We start from the raw sequence: 18,894 nt of genomic DNA on the forward strand, positions 1-18,894 counted from the left end.
TTCGGTCACCTCCCGATACGGTCAAGCGCTTGTACGTCGTACCTGCGTTCGGACGCCGGTACGACGTACATCGGCCGGGAACACCCGCGGCCGATTCGGTGTTGTAGAGGCTGTATTCGTCTAAATTTCGGAGGTCGTAGTGGCAACGGTCGAGCTGTCCCAGGAGAACTTCAACGAGGTCGTCAGCGGTGAGGGTCTCGTGCTGGTGGACTTCTGGGCGGAGTGGTGCGGCCCGTGCAAGATGTTCGGACCGGTGTTCGAGAAGTCGTCCGAGGAGCACTCGGACATCACTTTCGGCAAGGTCGACACCGAGGCACAGATCGAGCTCGCCCAGGCGTTCGAGATCCGCTCGATCCCGACCCTGATGGCCGTCCGTGACGGCGTCGTCCTCTACTCCCAGCCCGGCGCGCTGCCGGCGCCCGCCCTGGAGGATCTGATCGGCCAGCTCCGCGCCGTCGACATGGAAGAGGTCCGGGCGCAGATCGCCGCCCACGAGGCCGAACACGGCACCGAGCCGCACACCCACTGAATCAAACGTCTGTGAGCCAGAGCTCACAGACGGCGGTACAGCGAATCCGAGTGCTCAACCATGGAGTGCTCGGATTTGTCTTGCCACGTCACCCCTGGCGCTGCCGTCCTTGAGGTGCGGACTTGCGTCGATGGCCGATCGCAGCGCGGCATGCTCGGCCGGCGAGAGGCGGTTCCACTCGTCGCGGACCAGCCTGAGCGCGTGGTACTGCTCGTTCCCGGTCAGCGGTCGGCTCACGGCCTCGAGCAGGATCTCACCGTCGATCAGCGAGGGATCACCCTCCATCAGGCCCAGGGCGAGCACCCGCACGATCGGCGTACCTTCGCGGAACATCGCCTTGACCTCGTCCTGGTCGAACTTCTCGACGACCGCTGCGCCGGCCACGCGCTCGATGATCCGGTCGAGCACCATCGCCCGGACGTTCTTGAGTTCGGGACCACGCAGCTCTGTGTAGATCGTGGCGTAGGCATCGAGCTCGCGGCCGAGGCCAAGTCGCTGCAGGCTGTTGGCAGCTCGCCGGGCACTGGCGGCGACCTGCCGCACCAACTGCACCTCGAACTGGCCGAGTCTCGTCGACCTGATCCGGTCGATGATCGACGGCGTGATGAGCAGCAGGACGCCAATCCCCAGCACCAAGGCCAGAACGCCTTCGTCGACGTCGGAAAAGAGCCCCACCAGGCCGGTGACGAGCAGACCGACGCCCGCCAGGAGACACACAGCGCGAGCCGCGACGTCGAGTGTCCTCGGCGCCTGGTCCAGCCAGGAACTCCTTCGCGCAACCGGGCCGCGTGGACCGGGCGCCTGAGGAGGCATCTGGGGTTGGCTGAACGGCTGTGGGGCGTGACGACCAGAAGCTGAAAGCCCTTCGTTGGTGTCGGACATCGTCGTGGCCTCCCAGGTCGATGAGGTGTCAACGATGGTGCTCCGCAGCCCGACGTTCGGCAACAGCCCGGCCAAGCGACCTCAGGTTGTCAGCTTCGCGTCACTGGTACGGCGCATGAGGAGTGAGCGGCCGACCTGGTCGGTGAACACCCTGTCACAAGGTGATGGGAGCGGGCCCTGGGCAGGAGAACTCGGCCAGGGCCCGCTCCGGGCTGACCGGAGGCGGCGGCAGGTGAGCCACAGGTGGCGCAGGGCGGGTGAGGCAGAACCGCCCGGGACGGGTCACCTGGAGTGCCGCTCGAGGTGTGGGTCAGCGCAGGTGGAGGGACCACGTCATTGGAGTCCCTCCCGTTGTTGTCAGCGGAGTGGGTTGAACGGTGCCAGCTCGCGCGGGCTGCGGCCGGTGGTGATGGTCTCGGCCAGCAACTGTCCGGTGATCGGGCCGAGGGTGATGCCCCACATGCCGTGACCGCCGGCGGCGAAGACGCGCGGTGACGCGGTGGCGCCGATCAGCGGGAGGCCGTCCGGAGTGCACGGGCGCGGTCCGACCCACTCGAAGGTCCGCGCGTCCAGGTCGGCGTCGCGGAGCAGCGGCCGGGCGGCCTCGACGATCGCGTCGATCCGGCGCGGGTCGAGCTTCGCGTCCGGCTTGCGGAACTCCATCATCCCGGCGACCCGCAGCCGGTCACCGAGCGGCGTGCAGGCGATCCGCTGCGCCGGGAAGTACACCGGGCCGGCCGGCACGTGCGCGATCGGCACGCTGAAGCTGTACCCACGACCGGCCTGTACGACGGTCTTCACGCCGAACCGCCGGGCCAGATCGCCGAGCCACGCCCCGGTCGCCATCACGACGGCGTCGAACGGGTCGGTCTCACCGTCACCGGTGATGAGGCGGACACCGCGGATCTCGTCGACGATGTCCTTCACGACGACTCCGCTGATGATCTGCCCGCCGCGGGCGATCACCGAGTCGGCCAGCATCCGCACGTAGTCGCCCGGGTTGATGAACCGCTGTCCGTGCAGCCGGATCGCGGCGCCGATCTGGTCGGACAGCGAAGGCTCGATCTCACGGGCGTCGTCACCGCTGATCGGCTCGAACTCGATGCCCTGGCCGGCCGCGTGGATGTGCTCGATCTCCTCGAGCAGCACGCTGCGCTCGGCCTCGGTCCGGTACGCGGCCAGGAACGACTTGGCCTCGTACGTCTGCGCCTCGACGCCGGCCTTGGCCAGGAAATCAAACGCAGTCAACGCCTGGCGGTTGATCGGGACCAGCGACTCCATCGCGGTCTTCCAGCGTCCGGCGGTGCTGTTGCGAGCGAAGCGGGTGAGGAAACTGAGGAGCCGCGGGCTCGCGGTCGGTGGAACGTACACCGGTGAGGAGGGGCTCAGCACCGCGCGGACGCCGTACTTGAGGACGGCCGGTTCCGGCAGCGGGGTGGCCAGGCCGGGCGTGAGCCAGCCGGCGTTACCCCAGGACGCGCCCGCGGCGACGCCTTCGCGATCGAGCACGGTGACCTCGACGCCGGCTTCCTGGAGGAACCAGGCGGTGGCGAGTCCGACCATGCCCGCGCCGACGACAGCGACGCGATCGGGAACGATGTGGGTGGAACCAGTAGCAGAACCAGCAGCGACCATGTATCGATGGTGCGTCGACGGCGGACCGCTGTCATGGTGCGATCACACCACAGAAGAGACAAATGACTGTGCGCAGAGCACAATAACCTCCATGATCACCGCGCCTGACTTGATAGTCGCCGTCGGCCCTGCCCTGTTCGAGGTGGTGGTGACCGGCAAAGGCGACCTAGAGGTCCGTGACGTCTTCCTGGCCGACCCGCAGGAGCCTACGACCGGTCAGCCCGGCGATCTGGTGCTAGGACTCGGTCTGCGCGACGCAGAGGACGCGGTGGAGCTGGTGGAGCGCTGCGCCGCCGGCAACGCGTCAGGAGTCGTTTTGCGTACGACGCTCGCCCACGAACCCACTGTGATCGCGGCAGCCGAGCGCTGGTTGCTCACACTCGTCGCACTGCAGCCGAGCGTCACGTGGGCCCACGTGGTCTGGCTGCTGCGCGGTGTCATCGACAGAGCCGCCGCACCCGACTCCCCTGCCGCTGGAGACGCCGGAGTGCACCAGGAGCTGTTCGCACTCGCAGACGCGGCCGCAGCGATCGTGGACGCGCCCGTCACCATCGAGGACAACCAGTCACGCGTACTGGCGTACTCCTCCGGCCAGGACTTCACCGACCCCACCCGTGTCTCCACCATCGTCGGCCGACGCGTTCCGGCCGAGGTGATCGCGCACTTCCGGGCCCGTGGCATCTTCCGCCGGCTGGCGCGGTCCAGCGAGCCGTTTCTGGTGCCTGACGGTCCCAACGGGATCCGGCCGCGTCTCGTCGTACCTGTGCGGGCTGGTGGTGAGTGGCTCGGGTCTATCTGGGCTGTGGTGGACGGGCCGGTCAGTGATGAGGTGACTGCCGAGCTGAGCAACGCTGCGTCGGTGCTGGCACTGCATCTGCTGCGGCTACGGGCACAGGCGGATGTCGCACGGCGGAGTGCCATCGACCGGTTGCGGACGATCCTCCGGCAGTTCTCGCCCGACAATCCGATCGACGTACGGCTGCCACCCCAGCCCTGGCGGGTCGTCGCACTCGGCTCGCCAGACGGGTACGACGTACCGCAGCAACTCGATCTGTGGGAGTCGACCGGTCGTCGGCACGGGTGGAGCGAGCCGCAACTCGCAGACCTCGACGGCACCGTGCTGGCAGTCGTCACGGACGCGGACGGCCCCGGCTCGTGGAACTGGTTGAGCAAGCTGGTCGCAGAGCAGGCCAAGACCGCTCCCGGCACCATCGCCGCGGCAGGCGGTCCCGCACGTGCTCCTGCCGACCTGCCGAGCTCACGCGCCCAGGCAGTCGAGCTGCTGGGCCTGGTACGACGGGGAGCCGCGCCCGGACCCGCATTACGCGTGGAGGAGGCCTGGCATGTGCTGACTGTTCACCGAGCAGTCACCTCGTTGGACACCAGCAAGCTGGACGGACCGCTCGCGACACTGCTGCGACACGACATCGAGCACGACACCGGGTTCGTCGACACGTTGCAGGCGTGGTTGGAGTACCCGGGCCAGCCGCAGCGCGCGGCGCGAGAACTTCACTTACACACGAACACGTTGCGGCACCGGATGAAGCGCATCGGCGAGATCGCGGCACTGAACCTGTCGGATCCGCGGGAGCGGCTCGCCCTGCAACTGCAGATCGCGGCGGTGCGCACAGAGCACTGAGATGTTCGCCACAGCCCTACGTAACAAGGCTTCACATTCCGGCAACTGTTGGGCAACATCCGCCTGATTAAGTCTTCCTCAGAAACACCGAGCAACACCCCAAGGACTGTCCCAGCTTTTCACCAGGAAGCTGGGGCACCGTTCCAGCCTTTCACCAGGAGGCTGGACCGGCCGGTCCGAGCTTTTCACCAGGAAGCTCGGGCTTCTCGTGGGCCCGGCGGTTGTCTGAGCGATCGCCGGGCCCCAGGAGAAATCCCTGCCACGACAGGGAAATCAGGCCAGTCGATTGACGATCCGGGTATAGAGCCCCGGCAGCAGTGTGGCGGCCGGCACGATACGGGGTGCGAGCAACGATCTGTTGCGGGCCCAGAGCAACGATCCGGTCAGCAGCCGGCACTCCCAGGACACCCGGCGCCAGGCCGCTTCGTAATCCTCGGGCCGATCCTGTTCCACACAGCGGACCAACTCCGCGGAGGTTCGCAGCGCGACCGCGATTCCCTCACCGGTCAACGCGTCGACGTACCCCGCGGCGTCGCCCACCAGCAACACTCTCCCGGCCACCCGCGCCCGCACTCTCTGCCGCAGCGGGCCGGCTCCCATCACCGCGTTCGCCGGACAGGAGCCGCGGAGCCGCCGCTTGAGCGCCGGGAACGCGTCGAGGTGCGAGTCGAAACTCCCCCGGGCCGAGGTGAGGATGGCAACGCCGACCAGATCGTCGGCAACAGGTGTCACGTAGGCCTCGCCGAGCGGTGACCAGTAGACCTCGACGAGGTCGGTCCAGGGGGAGACAGAGAAGTGCTGGCGCAAACCCCGTCGAACCTCGCCCGATGCAGGAGAGGCAAGACCTAGCTGGCGACGGATGCCTGAGTGGAGGCCGTCGGCCGCGGCCAGGTAGCGGGCGGTGTAGCCGGCCGCCGTGACTGAAGTGGTGTTCTGGGTGATGGGGCCTACGCGAGCGTCGACCACCGGCACGTCGAGCGAGGCTAGGCGGTCGATCAGGGCTTGGTGGAGCGTCGTACGGCGTACGCCCAAGCCGGGACCGGCGTGAAAGCGGGCGTCGACCTGGTGGTGGGCGTCCAAGTATCTGATGCCGTAAAACGGGCGGCCCGACAAGCCCACCTCCAACCGGCCCAGATACTCGGCCGCGCTGTGCGCGATTCCCTCCCCGCAGGCCTTGTCGATGGGAGCCGTCCGTGGCTCGACCACCACGACGGACAACCCGGACATCGCCGCGCGGATCGCGGTCGCCGCGCCGGCCGGCCCGGCGCCCGCCACCAGGAGGTCGATCACTTGAGCAGCGCCGAGTTCAGGGCCGCCTCCTCGGTCCGGATCCGGACCGCCAGCAACGGAATGTTCAGCACCGTGAACACTGTTGCCGTCACCCAGGCCGTGTGGACCAGCGGCAACGCGATGCCCTCGGCAATCACCGCGACATAGTTCGGATGACGCAGCCACCGATACGGGCCGCCCGCAACCAGCCGCAGCCCTGGTACGACGATCACCCGCGTGTTCCACTGATGGCCGAGCACCGCGATGCACCACCACCGCAGCCCCTGCGACAGCAGCACCACCGCGAACATGGTCCACCCGAGCCAAGGCACGAACGGCCGATGAGCCGCCTCCGCCAGACACCCCGCCAGCAGCCCGGTGTGCAGCGCCACCATGAACGGATAGTGCCCGCGTCCCGACTCCACTCCACCCTGCGCGAAACTCCATCGGGCGTTCCGCAGCGACACCACCAGCTCGGCCACGCGCTCCAACGCGACCAGCAGCACGAGTACGACGTACCAGCTCATGGGGCCTCCCGGCCTGGACTGAGGAGCGCAGGGAGCGAAGCAACTGGAGTGACGAGGGAAGGCCGGGAGCCAAGGCCCCATGACCACGCCGGCGCCGAAGGCCCGGCCATGTGCACAGTCATGACCACTCCAGCAGGACGAGCTCCGAACAGAACCCAGGCCCCATGGCCAGTAGCAATCCCATTCCGACAGGATCTCGCCGCATGGTCTCACCGAGCACGTGCAGCACCGATGACGACGACAAGTTGCCAACCGCATCGAGCGACTGCCAGGTCAGATCCAGCGCTCTCGGCCGCAACGACAGCGTCTCCGCAACCGCCTCCAGCACCTTCGGCCCGCCGGGATGGCTCACCCACGTCCCGATCTCCGGCACGGTCAGCCCCTGACCGGACAGGAACTCGCGCACATCCCCGCCGAGGTACCGGCGCACCACCTCCGGCACGTCCGCACCGAGCACGATCCGGAACCCGCCCGACCCGACGTCCCACCCCATCACCCGCTCGGAATCCGGGTACAGCCGGCTCCGCGTCGCCACCACCGACGGCCCGGACGCCAACGGATGCTCCGACCCCATCAGCACCACCGCGGCCGCACCGTCCCCGAACAAGGCCCCACCCACGAGGTTCGGCAACGACGAGTCGTCCCGTTGCAGAGTCAACGAGCACAACTCGACAGACAGCAGTACGGCGACGTGCGTCGGCCAAGCCTTCAGATAGTCGTGCACACGAGCGACCCCCGCCGCCCCGCCCACACAGCCCAGCCCGAACAACGGCAGCCGCTTGATGTCCTCCCGCAACCCCAATCGCAACGCGACCCGCGCGTCGATCGAAGGCGCCGCCACCCCGGTGACCGTGGTGAACATCAGCAGATCGACATCGTCCAGCGTCAGCCCGGCATCCTTCACCGCCCCGGCGACCGCCTCCGCACCGAGGTCCACAGCCGCCGCGATCCAGGCGTCGTTCGCCTCGCCGAAGTCCTTCAGTACGGCGTACTGCTCCAGCGGCAACGCGAGGTGCCGGTACGACACCCCCGCGTTCGCGTGCAGCCGGCGGAGCAACGCCGTACCGCTGCCGTCGGGCAGGCAGATCGAGGCGAAGGCGTCGGTGAGCTCGGACTGCGGATAGCGGTACGGCGGCAACGCGGGCCGGACCGCTGCGATCCGCGTCATCGTGGCATCGTTACTTCGGTGAGCCCAGTCTTCACGACCGTGAGAGGTCTCGCGCTGGCCTGCCATCCCGGACCGACGGCCGCCGTCACCGCACTCACCACGGCCGTGGCCTGGTCGGCCGGGCGAAGTCCGGCCGGGTGTCTCCTCGTCGCAGCAACGATCCTCACCGGCCACCTCTCGATCGGCTGGAGCAATGACGCGATAGATGCCGCCCGCGACACCATTGTGAACCGCCAGGACAAGCCAGTGGTACGTGGACTGGTGAGTCGCCGCACTCTGATCGTGGGTGCCACGGTCATGCTGATCGTCACCATCCCCGTCTCACTGGCCAACGGAACAGCCGCCGGCCTGATGCATCTGCTCTTCGTCGCCTGCGCCCTGGCGTACAACCTCGGCCTCAAGTCGACCGTGATCTCCTGGCTCCCGTACGCCGTCGCGTTCGGCGCACTCCCCTCGTTCGTCACCCTCGGCACGACCGGCACCTGGGCGCCCTGGTGGGCCACCGTTGCCACCGCCCTGCTCGGAGTCGGTGCCCATCTGGCAAACGTCGTACCCGATCTGGCCGACGACCTCGCCACCGGCGTCCGCGGCTGGCCGCAGCGGCTGGGCGCCTACGCCCGCCTCCTCGCGCCGATCCCGTTGGCCGCGGCCACGCTCCTGCTCGTCGTCGCGCCGCCTGGACCTGTCGGCCTGATCGGCTGGATCGTGCTGGCGGTCGTCGCAGCGCTCCTGACCATCATCCTGACCTGGAAGAACGCGCCCTTCCTGGTCACCATCGCCGTCGCCGCGGTCAGCGTGGCTGCCCTCGTCATCCGCGGCGACGCGCTAGTGCCGTAGCTCCTGGAGCTTGGTCTTCACGCCTTCCTTGAGCACACCCCAGCGGTCCTCGTCGCCACGCCACAGCGACTTGGCCGTCTTCTGGATCTGGTCCCAGCCGGCATGTGGCGGAATCGGCGGTACGTCGGGATCGCAGTGCACATCGAGCAGCGTCGGCCGGTCCGCGGCCAGCGCGGTGTCCCAGGCCGACCCGAGTTCGTCGCCGTCCCGAACGGTGACCGCCGCGAGTCCCACCGAGCGCGCGAAAGCCGCGTAGTCGACCGAGGGGAGCGTCTGCGAGTCCGGGAACTTCGGTGCACCCTGCAACGACCGCATCTCCCAGGTCACCTGGTTGAGATCGTTGTTGTGCAGCACGGCGATCACCAGCCGCGGATCGCTCCACTCCTGCCAGTACCGCTTGATCGTGATCAGCTCGGCCAGCCCGTTCATCTGCATCGCGCCGTCACCGGAGAACGCGACGACCAGCTTCCCGGGGTGCGCGATCTTCGCGCCGATCGCGTACGGCACCGCGGACCCCATCGTCGCCAGCGTCCCGGACAACGAACCGTGGGTGGTGTCGTTGAACCGCAACTGCCGCGCGTACCAGTCAGCCGCCGAGCCGGAGTCCGCGACCACAATGCAGTCGTCGGGCAGGCGCTGCGAGAAGTCGTGGAACAGCCGCTGCGGGTTCACCGGATCGGCCTCGACCTGCGCGGCCGCGGCCATCACGTCCCACCAGCGCTGGACGCCGTCCTCGATCCCGGACCGCCAGGACCGGTCCTCCTTCTGCACCAGGTACGGCGTGAGCTCGCGCAAGGTCGCCGCGGCGTCGCCGACCAGGTTCACCTCGTACGGGTAACGCATCCCGATCATGGTCGGATCCACATCGATCTGGACCGCTCGCGCCGAACCGAAGTCCGGCAGGAACTGCGAGTACGGGAAGCTCGACCCGACCGTGAGAAGCGTGTCGCAGCCCTGCATCAGCTCCCAGCTCGGCCGGGTCCCGAGCAATCCGATCGAGCCGGTCACGTACGGCAGGTAATCGCTCAGCACGTCCTTGCCGAGCAGTGCCTTGGCCACACCCGCGTTCAGTAGCTCTGCGACCAGCTCAACCTCACGCCGGGCACCGCGCGCGCCCTGGCCGACCAGGATCGCGACCTTCTTGCCACTGTTCAGTACGTCGGCCGCCCGCAGCAGGGCCTGCTCGTCCGGCAGTTGCGTGGCAGCCGCGAACCCGAGACTCGACGGGACCATCTTGAACGCGTGCGGAGGCGGTGAGTACTCCAGCTCCTGTACGTCGGAGGGCACGATGATCGCGGTCGGTGCGGATCGGGCCAGTGCGGTCCGGATCGCCCGATCGATGACATTCGGCAGCTGCTCGGGCACGTTGACTGTCTCGAGGTACTCACTCGCGACGTCCTTGAACAGGGAGTGCAGACCCACCTCCTGCTGGTACGAGCCGCCCATCGCGGACCGGCTCGTCTGGCCCACGACGGCGACCACCGGGACGTGGTCGAGCTTGGCGTCGTACAGGCCGTTCAGGAGATGGATCGCGCCGGGGCCGGAGGTGGCCATGCAGACGCCGACGCGCCCGGTGAACTTGGCGTAGCCGACCGCCTGGAAGGCACTCATCTCCTCGTGCCGGGACTGGACGAAGCGCGGCCCTTCCTCGGTCCGGGTCCAGGCGGCGAGGATGCCGTTGATGCCATCGCCCGGGTAGCCGAAGACGGTGTCCACCTGCCAGGCCCGGAGCCGCTCGAGCAGGTAGTCACCGACGGTCGTCGCCATGGTTCAACCTCCGAGAGAGGGGATACTCGTCGGGTGCCCCAGGGCGCCTCGTTTATGCGGCGTCGGGTTTCAGGGGTGCGTTGCTGCCGAGGATGGCGGCGGTGAGGGCCTCTGCGGGCTCTTTGGCGGCGCGGGGGTTGGTGATCAGGACCAGGTCGATGGCCGGGAGTTCGGGCAGGCCGGCGCTCGGTGGGGGTTCGACCAGGTCGGCCGGCATCAGGGAGCGGGCGAAGATCGCGATGCCGAGGCCGGCCCGGACGGCTGCGAGTACGCCGTTCACGCCGCGGACGATGCAGGTGATCCGGCAGGACCGGCCGGCCTGCTCCAGCGTCTGCACACCGAGCGACCGGCTCAGGCTGGGTGCCTGGTACGCGACCAGCGGCACCGGACCGTCCGGCGCGATCCTGGTCCCGTTGATCCCGGCCCAGACCAGCGGATCCCGCCGTACCAGCCGTCCGTTCGGCTCGTAGCCGGTGCCGACGCTGTGCTTCACGTAGGCGAGGTCCAGGTGACCCGACTCCACCCGGCGGAGCAGGTTGGGGCTCTGGGCAACCGTGAGCTCGAGGTCGATCCGCGGGTACAGTTGCCGGAAGTCGCGCAGGATCCGCGGCAGCGGGGTGAGGGCCAGGTCGTCGGTGACGCCGAACCGCAGCCGGCCGCGCAGCTCTGAGCCGGTGAAATACCCGGCCGCCTCCTCGTGCGCGGCCAGGATGGTCCGGGCGAACCCGGCCATCGCCTCGCCGTCCGCGGTCAGCGTGACCGTCCGCGTGTCGCGCAGGAACAGTGGTCGCCCGACCGCCACTTCGAGTTTGCGGACATGTTGGCTGACCGTCGGCTGCCGGATGCCCAACCGCTCGGCCGCCTGGGTGAAGCTGAGCGACTGCGCCACCGCCAGGAACGTGCGCAGCTGATCAGGGTCGTACATCGATGGACCTCCCATTACACGACGCTATAAGAGTAATAGGAGTAATTCGCTATCCGAATTCAGTACCCAACCGTGAGGATGGAGGTGTCCTCCCCTGACCAGTCCACTCGTGTAGGGATCGCTCTTGACCACCCGGGCCACCGGTACTGTCCCATCCGCCCCCGACTTCCACACCCACCGCCGTACGAGCAGCGCCGAACCGCAGCGGCGCCCCGGCTTCCGGGACACCTTCAGCGCTCTGCAGGTCCGCAACTTCCGCTTACTGGTCAGCGGACTGCTGGTCAGCTCGACCGGCGGCTGGATCCAGCGCATCGCCCAGGACTGGCTGGTGCTCACCATCACCGGCAGCGCCACCGCGGTCGGCATCACCACCGCGCTGCAGTTCCTCCCCACCCTCCTGCTGGGCCTGTACGGCGGAGTGATCGCGGACCGCTTCCCGAAACGCAAGGTCCTGCTGGTCACCCAGACAGCGATGGGCACGGGGGCCGCCGTCCTCGCCGTGCTGGCCTTCACCGGCCAGGTGCAGGTCTGGCAGGTCTACATGATGGCGCTGTTCCTCGGTCTGGCCACGGCCGTCGACAACCCGACCCGGCAGTCCTTCGTCACCGAACTGGTCGGCAAGGACCGGGTCCGGAACGCGATCAGCATGGTCTCGTCGACGTTCCAGCTGGGCAGCCTGATCGGTCCGGCGCTCGGCGGCATCCTGCTCGGCACGCTCGGCACCGGCTGGGCCTTCACGCTGAACTCGGTCACCTTCCTCGCCTCGATCTCCGCGCTGCTGATGATGCGCGAGCACGAGATGCCCGGGCTGCACGCGGCCCGTCGGGCGAGTGCCGGGATGCGGATCCGCGACGGGCTGAAGGACGGCGTGCGCTACGCGTTCCACGAGCCGGCCGTCCGCTGGGCGATCGCACTGGTCGGGATCTACGGCATGTTCGCGATCAGCCTGCCGGTGACGCTGACCGCCTTCGCCGACCGCGTCTTCCACACCGGCGCGACCGGGTACGGCGTACTGAACTCGGTGGTGGCGGTGGGAGCGCTGATCGGCGCACTGTTGTCCGCGCGGCGGGTCCGGACACCTCGGCTGCGGAACCTCGTCGGCATCGCTTCACTGCTGACCGTGACTCAGGTCCTGGCCGCGATCCAGCCGTCGCTGTGGACCTTCATCCCGGTGCTGTCCGCAATGGGCATGGCGACGCTGATGTTCCTTACGGCCGCGCAGTCGATGGTCCAGCTGACCACCCCCGACGGGCTGCGCGGGCGGGTCTCCGGGATCTACAACCTGGTGTTCATCGGCGGCGGTGCGGTCGGCGGACCGCTGGTCGGCTTCCTGGCCCAGAACTGGGGTGCGCGGAGTGCGCTGCTGATCTCCGGACTGATCCCCGCTGTGGCGACCATCGCGATCGCCTTCCGGCTCCGGCGCGACGGCCGGCTCCGGCTGGTCCTGGTCCGGACCCGCTCACCCTGGCACCAGCCGCCGGTCCGACTCAACCTCGAGCAGACCTCGATCCAGCTGTCGGCTCCCACGAGCCACCCGACGACTCCGACTTCGCGCCCCTTCGTGCTCGGACGTCGTCAGCACCAGCGCACCGACCCGCACGCCCGCCCCCTGCGCCCCCGCCGCCGGCCGCAACACCACTGAGCTACCGGGACAGGGTCGAGTAGCTGCCACCCGGCCCTGTCCCGGTCACCGCGCCTACAGACAGTCATCGGGCTCGAATACTTGACGTTGTAAATTAAGCGACTCTAGGGTCGGGGGCGTCCGCTCTCTCCTCCCCTGGAGGAACACCCACATGTCTGTCTCCCCCCGGCGTACCAGACGCCGTACCGCAGCCGTCGTGCTGGCCGCCGTCGCCCTGGTGTCGACGGCAGCCGCGATCGCACCGGCCGACGCGGCCCAGCCAACAGCAGTCCAGCCGGGTCCCAAGCCGACCCTGGTCGAGCCCGACTCCGCCTTCCAAGGCACCCCGGACCTGACGCCGTCGGCCAGGACGCCGGCGAAGTACCCGCAGGTCGCGGCCAAGCCGTACATGGGCTGGAGCAGCTGGAGCCTGCAGTCCACCAACTACCCGGGGGTGAACCCGGACGGCCCCGGCAGCTTCATCAGCGAGAAGAACATCCTCACCCAGGCCCAGGCGATGGCGAGCAAGCTCAAGCCGTACGGCTACGAGTACATCAACATCGACGCCGGCTGGCAGCTCGGCGGTGACGAGTACGGTCGCCCGGTCGCGAACACCCAGCGCTTCCCGCGCGGGATGAAGGCGGTCGGCGACGACATCCACAAGCTCGGCCTGAAGTTCGGCATCTACACCGTGGTCGGCCTCGGCTTCGACGTCTACCGCGACGGCAACACGCCGATCTACGACGCGCCCGGCTGCTTCACCCGCGACATCGTCTACCCGGACCTGCGCACCACGAACGGCTGGGACCAGGCGTACAAGATCAACTACGCGAGCCCGTGCGCGCAGAAGTACGCGGACTCGATCGCCAACCTCTTCGCCGACTGGGGTGTCGACTTCATCAAGATGGACGGTGTCGGCCCCGGTTCGTGGAAGGGCGCCCCGGACGACCCGAACCACAACAACACCGAGGACGTCGAGGCCTGGTGGCGCGCGGTGCAGAACGCCGGCCGCCCGATGATGTACACGCTGTCGTGGTCGCTCAGCCACCGGTACGCCGATGTCTGGAAGCAGAACTCGAACGGCTGGCGGATCGACACCGACGTGGAGTGCTACTGCGACACCATCGTCCGCTGGGACGGCTCGGTGAAGCAGCGCTGGTGGGACCTGCCGCAGTGGGTCGACGACGCCGGACCGGGGCACTGGAACAACCTGGACGCGATCAACGTCGGCGTCGGCGAGATGGACGGTATCAACGAGGCCGAGCGGCAGAGCTACATGACGTTCTGGGCGATCAACGCGGCCCCACTGTTCGTCGGTGACGACATGACCAAGCTCGACTCGTACGGCCTGAAGCTGCTGACCAACCGCGAGGTCATCGCGATCAACCAGGCCGGCAACCCGGCCCGCCCGCTGAACCAGGACCAGCTGCAGCAGGTCTGGTACGCCAAGAACGCCGACGGCAGTGTCACGGTCGGTCTGTTCAACCTGGCCGAGACCCCGGCCACCGTGACCGGGAACTTCGACCAGCTCGGCATCACCGGCAAGGCGACCGTCCGCGACGTCTGGGCCAACAAGAACACGCGCAACGTGACCGGCCAGGTCAGCGCTGCGCTCCCGGCCCACGGCTCGAAGCTGTACAAGATCACGCCGAACCTGCCGGAGTCGCCGACCAAGCCGGCCGACCTCACGGCGACCGACGTGAGCCGTACGACGGTCAGCCTCGGCTGGCAGCCGAGCACCGGTGCCTCGTCGTACAAGGTGTTTGCCAATGGCAAGCAGGTGGCGAGCAGCACGAGCACCAGCGTGGTCGTGAGCGGGCTGCTGCCGCAGACGCAGTACACCTTCGAGGTCAAGGCGATCAACGGCGGTCGTACGTCGGACGCCAGCGCGCCGGTCACCATGTTCACCTCGAAGTCGGGTGGACCGGTGAGGTACGAGGCCGAGGCGTCGACCAGCACGCTGACCGGGAACGCGGGCATCTCCGGCTGCACCCTGTGCTCGGGCGGCGCGAAGATCGGCAACATCGGCTACGACGCATCGGTGACGCTGAACAACATCACGGTGCCGACCACCGGCACCTACCTGGTGAAGATCGCCTACACCGACGGTGACACCAGCCGGCAGAGCATGCTCACCGTCAACGACGCCGACAGCTATTGGGTGAACTACCACGGCCTTGGCGACAACGACTGGGGTACGCCGCAGGTCACCTACCTGCCGATGAAGCTCCAGGCCGGAGCCAACTCGATCAAGGTGCACAACCCGTCCGGCTACATCGCCGACATCGACTGGATCACCGTCTGACGGCTGTCCACAGATCGCGGGGCCGGCCTTCCCCTGGGCCGGCCCCGTGCCTTTACTGGATGAATGAGCGCCTACCCCGAACCTCTGGTCCCCGCCGGCTCGACGGCTCCGGTCCCCCGACGAATCCGCGCGACGCTCGGCGATCGCGTCGTACTGGACACACAGGACGCGATCTACCTGTGGGAGTTCCCGCCGTACCCGCAGTACTACGTCCCGGTCGCGGATGTGGCCGACGGCGTGCTGACCGACACCGGCGAGACCAAGACGTTCGACCACGGTGTCGCGCGGATCCACACCGCGGGGTCGGGTAAGGCGTGGGTGTACGACGACGGGATCGCGAAGGACCGGGTCCGGTTCCAGTGGGACGCGCTGGACAGTTGGTTCGAGGAGGACGAGGAAGTCTTCGTCCACCCCCGAAACCCGTACGCCCGCTGCGACGCGATCAAGTCGACCCGTCACGTCCAGGTCGCCGTCGACGGCGTCGTCCTCGCGGAGTCAGCGTCGACCGTGATCGTCTTCGAGACCGGGCTGCCGCCGCGCTACTACTTCCCGCGCACCGCGGTGAAGCTCGAGCAGCTCACGCCGAGCAGCACCGTCACGGCGTGCCCATACAAAGGCAAGACGTCGGCCTGGTGGTCCGTCGGAGAGCACCCGGACCTCGCCTGGTCCTACGACTTCCCGACCGCGCCGCTGCTCCCGATCGCCAACCACATCGCCTTCTTCGACGAGAAGGTCGACACCACCGTCGACGGCGTACAGCAGGCCCGCCCGATCACCCCGTTCTCGGACTGAGTTCCGCGATCATCGACTGGAAGTGCGGGCATTCGGTGAAGTCGGGTGCTTCGCAGGTCAGGGCGTGGCCGATGAGGCGCTTGGACTCCTGAGCTTGGCGGATCTGCTCGTCCAGGGCAGTGTCCTGCTCAACCAGAATCTGCTTCCGTTCTGGACCGCTCGGCGCATCGAACATCCGGCGGATCTGGTCGAGGCTGAGACCGGCCGCCTTGGCGCGCTGGATCATCACCACGCGCGCGACGTGCGATTCGTCGTACTGGCGCCGTCCGCCGACGCGGCCGGCCGGGGTGAGCAGCCCTTCGTCCTCCCAGTGCCTGAGGACGTGGGTCGCGAGCCCGAACCGGCCCGCCAGTTCGCCGATCCCGAACCTCAGATCGCCGATGTTACGCCGCCATCCATGGTGATGATCGCGCCGGTGACGTAACTGGCCAGCGGGGACGCGAGGAAGACCGCGACGTTGGCGACCTCGGCGGGTTCGCCGACGCGACCCATCGGGATCTCGGCGACCATCTCCGCCAGCAGCTCGTCCTTCGGGCGACCGCTGGCGCGGACCGCGGCCTCGAGCCCTTCGTCCACCCGGGCCGTGCGGGTCATGCCGGGGTTGATCACGTTGACCCGGACGCCCTGAGCGGCGTACGCCTTCGCGTAGCCGACCGACGCCAGCATCAGTGCCGCGTTGGCCGCGCCGCCGCCGATGTGCAGCGGGTTCGCCGCGCGGCCGCCCTGGCCGACCACGTTCACGATCGCGCCGCTGCCGCGCTCGGCCATCTCGCGGATGATCGCCTCGGTCGCGTGCATGTAGGTGAAGTACTTCGCCTCCATCGCCGCGTGCAGCGCCTTGCTGTCGAGTTCGTCGACCGGCGTACGGCGGGCCGCTCCCGCACAGTTGATCAGGATGTCCGGTACGCCGATCCGCCCGAACGCGGCCTTGGTCGCGTCGGAGTCGGTGAGGTCGACCGCCTCGACGTCGTACTGCAGCCCCTTCGCCGCCAACTCCTCCTGCGCCTTCGCGAGATTGCCGGGATCACGGGAGATTCCAGTCACCTTGGCGCCCTCGCGCGCGAGCGCCTCCGCGCAGGCCAGGCCGATGCCCTTGCTGGCTCCGGTGACGACCGCGGTCCGGCCGGACAGTTGCAGCTCCACGTGACTCCTCAGGGTTGACGTCCTGGTCTTGCCGTCAGTCAGGGTTTGGCGTCGTACTCGTCGCGGGCGGCGCTGATCTCGTCCATGTGGTCGTACGCCCAGGTCCGCATCGTCGCGACCGCCGCGGCCAGGCTCAGGCCGAGCGGAGTCAGCGTATAGCTGACCGTCACGGGCACCGTGGGCACGACCGTACGCCGGACAACGCCGTCGCGTTCGAGATGGCGCAGGGTCTGGGTGAGCATCTTCTGGGTGATGCCCTCGATACTCACCTTCAGCTGACCGGACCGCAGCGTGCCCCGTTTCTCGAGCGTGCTGATCACCAGCATCGTCCAGGTGTCGCCGATCCGGCCGAGCACCTGACGGGTCGGGCAGGCGCCTTTCGTGGCGTCCCACCTGCTTCTGACCTGGTCGGTATCCATGAGGTGCCTAGAGCAGTAATAAGTGCTGTCTTCCGCTCGCCACGAGGGGGTTCGTAGCGTCGTTGCCGAGTCTAGGTGAGGGAGCAAGACAGCGATGAGAGCAATCGTCCCGGTGGACAGTGGCAAGGTCGGATCGGCCGAGGTCGATGAGGTCCGGCCGGCCGCCGGCGAGTTGGTGATCGAGGTGGCGGCGTTCTCGATCAACCGCGGTGAGACTTTCCAGTTGGAGCGGCCGCGCGACGGCTGGCGGCCGGGCAAGGACATCGCCGGTCGCGTCGTCGAGTCCACCAGCGACGGCCCGCCGGTCGGATCCCGGGTGGTCGCACATCTGCCGCACTCGGGCTGGGCCGAGCGGGTGACCGCACCGGCCACACAGGTCGCCGTACTGCCGGACAACATCCCTTTCACGCAGGCTGCCGCGCTTCCGCTGGCCGGGCTGACCGCACTGCGTTTGTTGCGTACGGCGGGCAGCGTGATCGGACGGCGGATCCTGCTGACCGGAGCATCCGGCGGAGTCGGCCACTACTTCACCGAACTCGCGGCCGCGGCCGGCGCATCCGTCACCGCCGTCGTCTCGTCCCCCGAACGCGGCCAGCGACTGCTCGAGCTCGGCGCCGAGACCCTCGTGTACGACGTCTCGGACGCGAGCGGACCGTTCGACCTGGTCCTCGAATCGGTTGGCGGCTCGAGCCTGCCGATCGCATTGTCGAAGCTCACCGCCGGCGGTCAGCTGATCTGGTTCGGACAGGCGAGCCGGCAACCGGTCGAGCTGGACTTCTTCAACCTCTTCACCGGACCGGAGAACGCGACCATCCGGCACTTCCATTACACCGACGGCCGCGACGACGAGGATCTGGCGACGCTGGTCCGGCTGGTCGCATCCGGCCGGCTGCACCCGGAGCTCGGCCGGATCGAGGACTGGTCGCAGACGAACGTCGTACTCGATGCCCTACGCAATCGTCGCATCCGCGGCAACGCCGTACTGACCCTGCAGGAGGAGACACCACTGATGGACCCGAAGACAGTTGTGACCAAGTACGTCGAGGCGGCAGCGGCCGGAGATCGGCCGACGATGCGGGAGAGCTTCGCGCCGGACGTCGTGTGGACCTATCCGGGCGACCTCCCGTTGTCCGGCGAGTGGAAAGGCCGGGACGCGGTCCTGGACGAGTTCCTCGGTGCCGCCGGCGATCTGTTCGCGCCGGGTACCCGGGTGACGATCACGCTGACCAATGTCATCGCCGACGGGGAGCAGGTGTTCGCCGAGTGGACCTCCAGGGCGACGGGGCGGGCCGGTGGTGCCTACGACAACAAATGTGCAGCGGTCTTCACTGTTTCCGGCGGGCAGATCGTCGCAGTCCGGGAGTACACCGACATCGACCACACGCGCCGGGTGCTGTTCCCGCACGGGTAGATGCCCTGAGCAATCGTCACCTTTC

The 18,894-nt window shown here is 68.2% G+C and carries 17 protein-coding genes; 7 read left to right on the top strand and 10 right to left on the bottom strand.

Annotated elements, in window-relative coordinates; all coding sequences use genetic code 11:
* The first annotated feature begins 139 nt into the window (after nucleotides 1–139).
* Complete coding sequence (gene trxA / locus EV652_RS02135; RefSeq protein WP_132207224.1) at nucleotides 140–529, top strand: thioredoxin; 390 nt, start codon at nucleotides 140–142, stop codon at nucleotides 527–529.
* A 54-nt stretch (nucleotides 530–583) separates the two neighbouring features.
* On the opposite strand, the gene EV652_RS02140 is transcribed toward trxA, so the two are convergent.
* Entirely contained in the window at nucleotides 584–1,246 is a 663-nt protein-coding gene (locus EV652_RS02140; RefSeq protein ID WP_132207225.1) for a hypothetical protein, read from the bottom strand.
* 522 nt (nucleotides 1,247–1,768) lie between these two features.
* Nucleotides 1,769–3,046 carry an NAD(P)/FAD-dependent oxidoreductase gene (locus tag EV652_RS02145; RefSeq protein ID WP_132207226.1) on the bottom strand — a complete coding sequence of 426 codons (1,278 nt, stop codon included), beginning with the start codon at nucleotides 3,044–3,046 and terminating at the stop codon, nucleotides 1,769–1,771.
* Between the two features lie 91 nt (nucleotides 3,047–3,137).
* Here EV652_RS02145 and EV652_RS02150 point away from each other — a divergent pair, with 91 nt between their 5' ends.
* Nucleotides 3,138–4,685, top strand: coding sequence for a helix-turn-helix domain-containing protein (locus tag EV652_RS02150; RefSeq protein ID WP_132207227.1), 1,548 nt, complete (start codon nucleotides 3,138–3,140; stop codon nucleotides 4,683–4,685).
* Nucleotides 4,686–4,958: 273 nt separating this feature from the next.
* Here EV652_RS02150 and EV652_RS02155 read toward each other — a convergent pair whose 3' ends face one another.
* From EV652_RS02155 to EV652_RS02165, 3 genes are all read right to left on the bottom strand, one after another.
* Complete coding sequence (locus EV652_RS02155; protein WP_132207228.1) at nucleotides 4,959–5,975, bottom strand: NAD(P)/FAD-dependent oxidoreductase; 1,017 nt, start codon at nucleotides 5,973–5,975, stop codon at nucleotides 4,959–4,961.
* Nucleotides 5,972–6,481: an isoprenylcysteine carboxyl methyltransferase family protein gene (locus tag EV652_RS02160; RefSeq protein WP_132207229.1), complete on the bottom strand. Its 510-nt coding sequence runs from the start codon at nucleotides 6,479–6,481 to the stop codon at nucleotides 5,972–5,974. Before EV652_RS02160 ends, EV652_RS02155 begins: the two co-directional genes overlap by 4 nt.
* A gap of 118 nt (nucleotides 6,482–6,599) precedes the next feature.
* Nucleotides 6,600–7,649, bottom strand: a complete 1,050-nt coding sequence (locus tag EV652_RS02165; RefSeq protein WP_132207230.1) for a type III polyketide synthase — start codon at nucleotides 7,647–7,649, stop codon at nucleotides 6,600–6,602.
* Nucleotides 7,650–7,667: 18 nt separating this feature from the next.
* On the opposite strand from EV652_RS02165, the gene EV652_RS02170 reads away from it, so the two are divergent.
* The gene (locus tag EV652_RS02170; protein WP_242001497.1) at nucleotides 7,668–8,486 is read left to right on the top strand and encodes a UbiA family prenyltransferase; all 819 of its coding nucleotides are present in this window, start codon (nucleotides 7,668–7,670) and stop codon (nucleotides 8,484–8,486) included.
* On the opposite strand, the gene EV652_RS02175 is transcribed toward EV652_RS02170, so the two are convergent.
* Nucleotides 8,475–10,253 carry a thiamine pyrophosphate-requiring protein gene (locus tag EV652_RS02175; RefSeq protein ID WP_132207231.1) on the bottom strand — a complete coding sequence of 593 codons (1,779 nt, stop codon included), beginning with the start codon at nucleotides 10,251–10,253 and terminating at the stop codon, nucleotides 8,475–8,477. The genes EV652_RS02170 and EV652_RS02175 overlap by 12 nt on opposite strands.
* Before the next feature lie 52 nt (nucleotides 10,254–10,305).
* Nucleotides 10,306–11,193, bottom strand: a complete 888-nt coding sequence (locus tag EV652_RS02180; protein ID WP_242001498.1) for a LysR substrate-binding domain-containing protein — start codon at nucleotides 11,191–11,193, stop codon at nucleotides 10,306–10,308.
* 109 nt (nucleotides 11,194–11,302) lie between these two features.
* On the opposite strand from EV652_RS02180, the gene EV652_RS02185 reads away from it, so the two are divergent.
* From EV652_RS02185 to EV652_RS02195, 3 genes are all read left to right on the top strand, one after another.
* The gene (locus EV652_RS02185) at nucleotides 11,303–12,820 is read left to right on the top strand and encodes an MFS transporter (RefSeq protein WP_132207232.1); all 1,518 of its coding nucleotides are present in this window, start codon (nucleotides 11,303–11,305) and stop codon (nucleotides 12,818–12,820) included.
* A 151-nt stretch (nucleotides 12,821–12,971) separates the two neighbouring features.
* The gene (locus EV652_RS02190; protein WP_132207233.1) at nucleotides 12,972–15,104 is read left to right on the top strand and encodes a fibronectin type III domain-containing protein; all 2,133 of its coding nucleotides are present in this window, start codon (nucleotides 12,972–12,974) and stop codon (nucleotides 15,102–15,104) included.
* Nucleotides 15,105–15,167: 63 nt separating this feature from the next.
* Nucleotides 15,168–15,896: a DUF427 domain-containing protein gene (locus EV652_RS02195; protein ID WP_132207234.1), complete on the top strand. Its 729-nt coding sequence runs from the start codon at nucleotides 15,168–15,170 to the stop codon at nucleotides 15,894–15,896.
* Here the strand turns inward: EV652_RS02195 and EV652_RS02200 are convergent.
* The 3 genes from EV652_RS02200 to EV652_RS02210 are packed head-to-tail and all read right to left on the bottom strand — an operon-like array spanning nucleotide 15,877 to nucleotide 17,458.
* Entirely contained in the window at nucleotides 15,877–16,278 is a 402-nt protein-coding gene (locus tag EV652_RS02200) for a MerR family transcriptional regulator (RefSeq protein ID WP_369409993.1), read from the bottom strand. The two genes, EV652_RS02195 and EV652_RS02200, sit on opposite strands and share 20 nt — an antisense overlap.
* Complete coding sequence (locus EV652_RS02205; RefSeq protein WP_132207236.1) at nucleotides 16,266–17,039, bottom strand: SDR family NAD(P)-dependent oxidoreductase; 774 nt, start codon at nucleotides 17,037–17,039, stop codon at nucleotides 16,266–16,268. The genes EV652_RS02200 and EV652_RS02205 overlap by 13 nt, the downstream gene beginning before the upstream one ends.
* Nucleotides 17,040–17,077: 38 nt before the next feature.
* Nucleotides 17,078–17,458, bottom strand: a complete 381-nt coding sequence (locus EV652_RS02210; protein ID WP_132207237.1) for a winged helix-turn-helix transcriptional regulator — start codon at nucleotides 17,456–17,458, stop codon at nucleotides 17,078–17,080.
* A gap of 94 nt (nucleotides 17,459–17,552) precedes the next feature.
* On the opposite strand from EV652_RS02210, the gene EV652_RS02215 reads away from it, so the two are divergent.
* Nucleotides 17,553–18,869, top strand: coding sequence for a nuclear transport factor 2 family protein (locus EV652_RS02215; RefSeq protein ID WP_132207238.1), 1,317 nt, complete (start codon nucleotides 17,553–17,555; stop codon nucleotides 18,867–18,869).
* Nucleotides 18,870–18,894 lie beyond the last annotated feature (25 nt).

Source organism: Kribbella steppae (genome assembly GCF_004342025.1).
In the GTDB taxonomy this organism is placed as follows: Bacteria; Actinomycetota; Actinomycetes; order Propionibacteriales; family Kribbellaceae; genus Kribbella; species Kribbella steppae.

Bases quoted from the DNA above. Each gene is read 5' to 3' on its own strand.
- EV652_RS02180 (WP_242001498.1), bottom strand. From the start codon at position 11,193: ATGGGAGGTCCATCGATGTACGACCCTGATCAGCTGCGCACGTTCCTG.
- EV652_RS02145 (WP_132207226.1), bottom strand. From the start codon at position 3,046: ATGGTCGCTGCTGGTTCTGCTACTGGTTCCACCCACATCGTTCCCGAT.
- EV652_RS02195 (WP_132207234.1), top strand. From the start codon at position 15,168: ATGAGCGCCTACCCCGAACCTCTGGTCCCCGCCGGCTCGACGGCTCCG.
- EV652_RS02175 (WP_132207231.1), bottom strand. From the start codon at position 10,253: ATGGCGACGACCGTCGGTGACTACCTGCTCGAGCGGCTCCGGGCCTGG.
- EV652_RS02160 (WP_132207229.1), bottom strand. From the start codon at position 6,481: ATGAGCTGGTACGTCGTACTCGTGCTGCTGGTCGCGTTGGAGCGCGTG.
- EV652_RS02190 (WP_132207233.1), top strand. From the start codon at position 12,972: ATGTCTGTCTCCCCCCGGCGTACCAGACGCCGTACCGCAGCCGTCGTG.
- EV652_RS02165 (WP_132207230.1), bottom strand. From the start codon at position 7,649: ATGACGCGGATCGCAGCGGTCCGGCCCGCGTTGCCGCCGTACCGCTAT.
- EV652_RS02215 (WP_132207238.1), top strand. From the start codon at position 17,553: ATGAGAGCAATCGTCCCGGTGGACAGTGGCAAGGTCGGATCGGCCGAG.
- EV652_RS02210 (WP_132207237.1), bottom strand. From the start codon at position 17,458: ATGGATACCGACCAGGTCAGAAGCAGGTGGGACGCCACGAAAGGCGCC.
- EV652_RS02150 (WP_132207227.1), top strand. From the start codon at position 3,138: ATGATCACCGCGCCTGACTTGATAGTCGCCGTCGGCCCTGCCCTGTTC.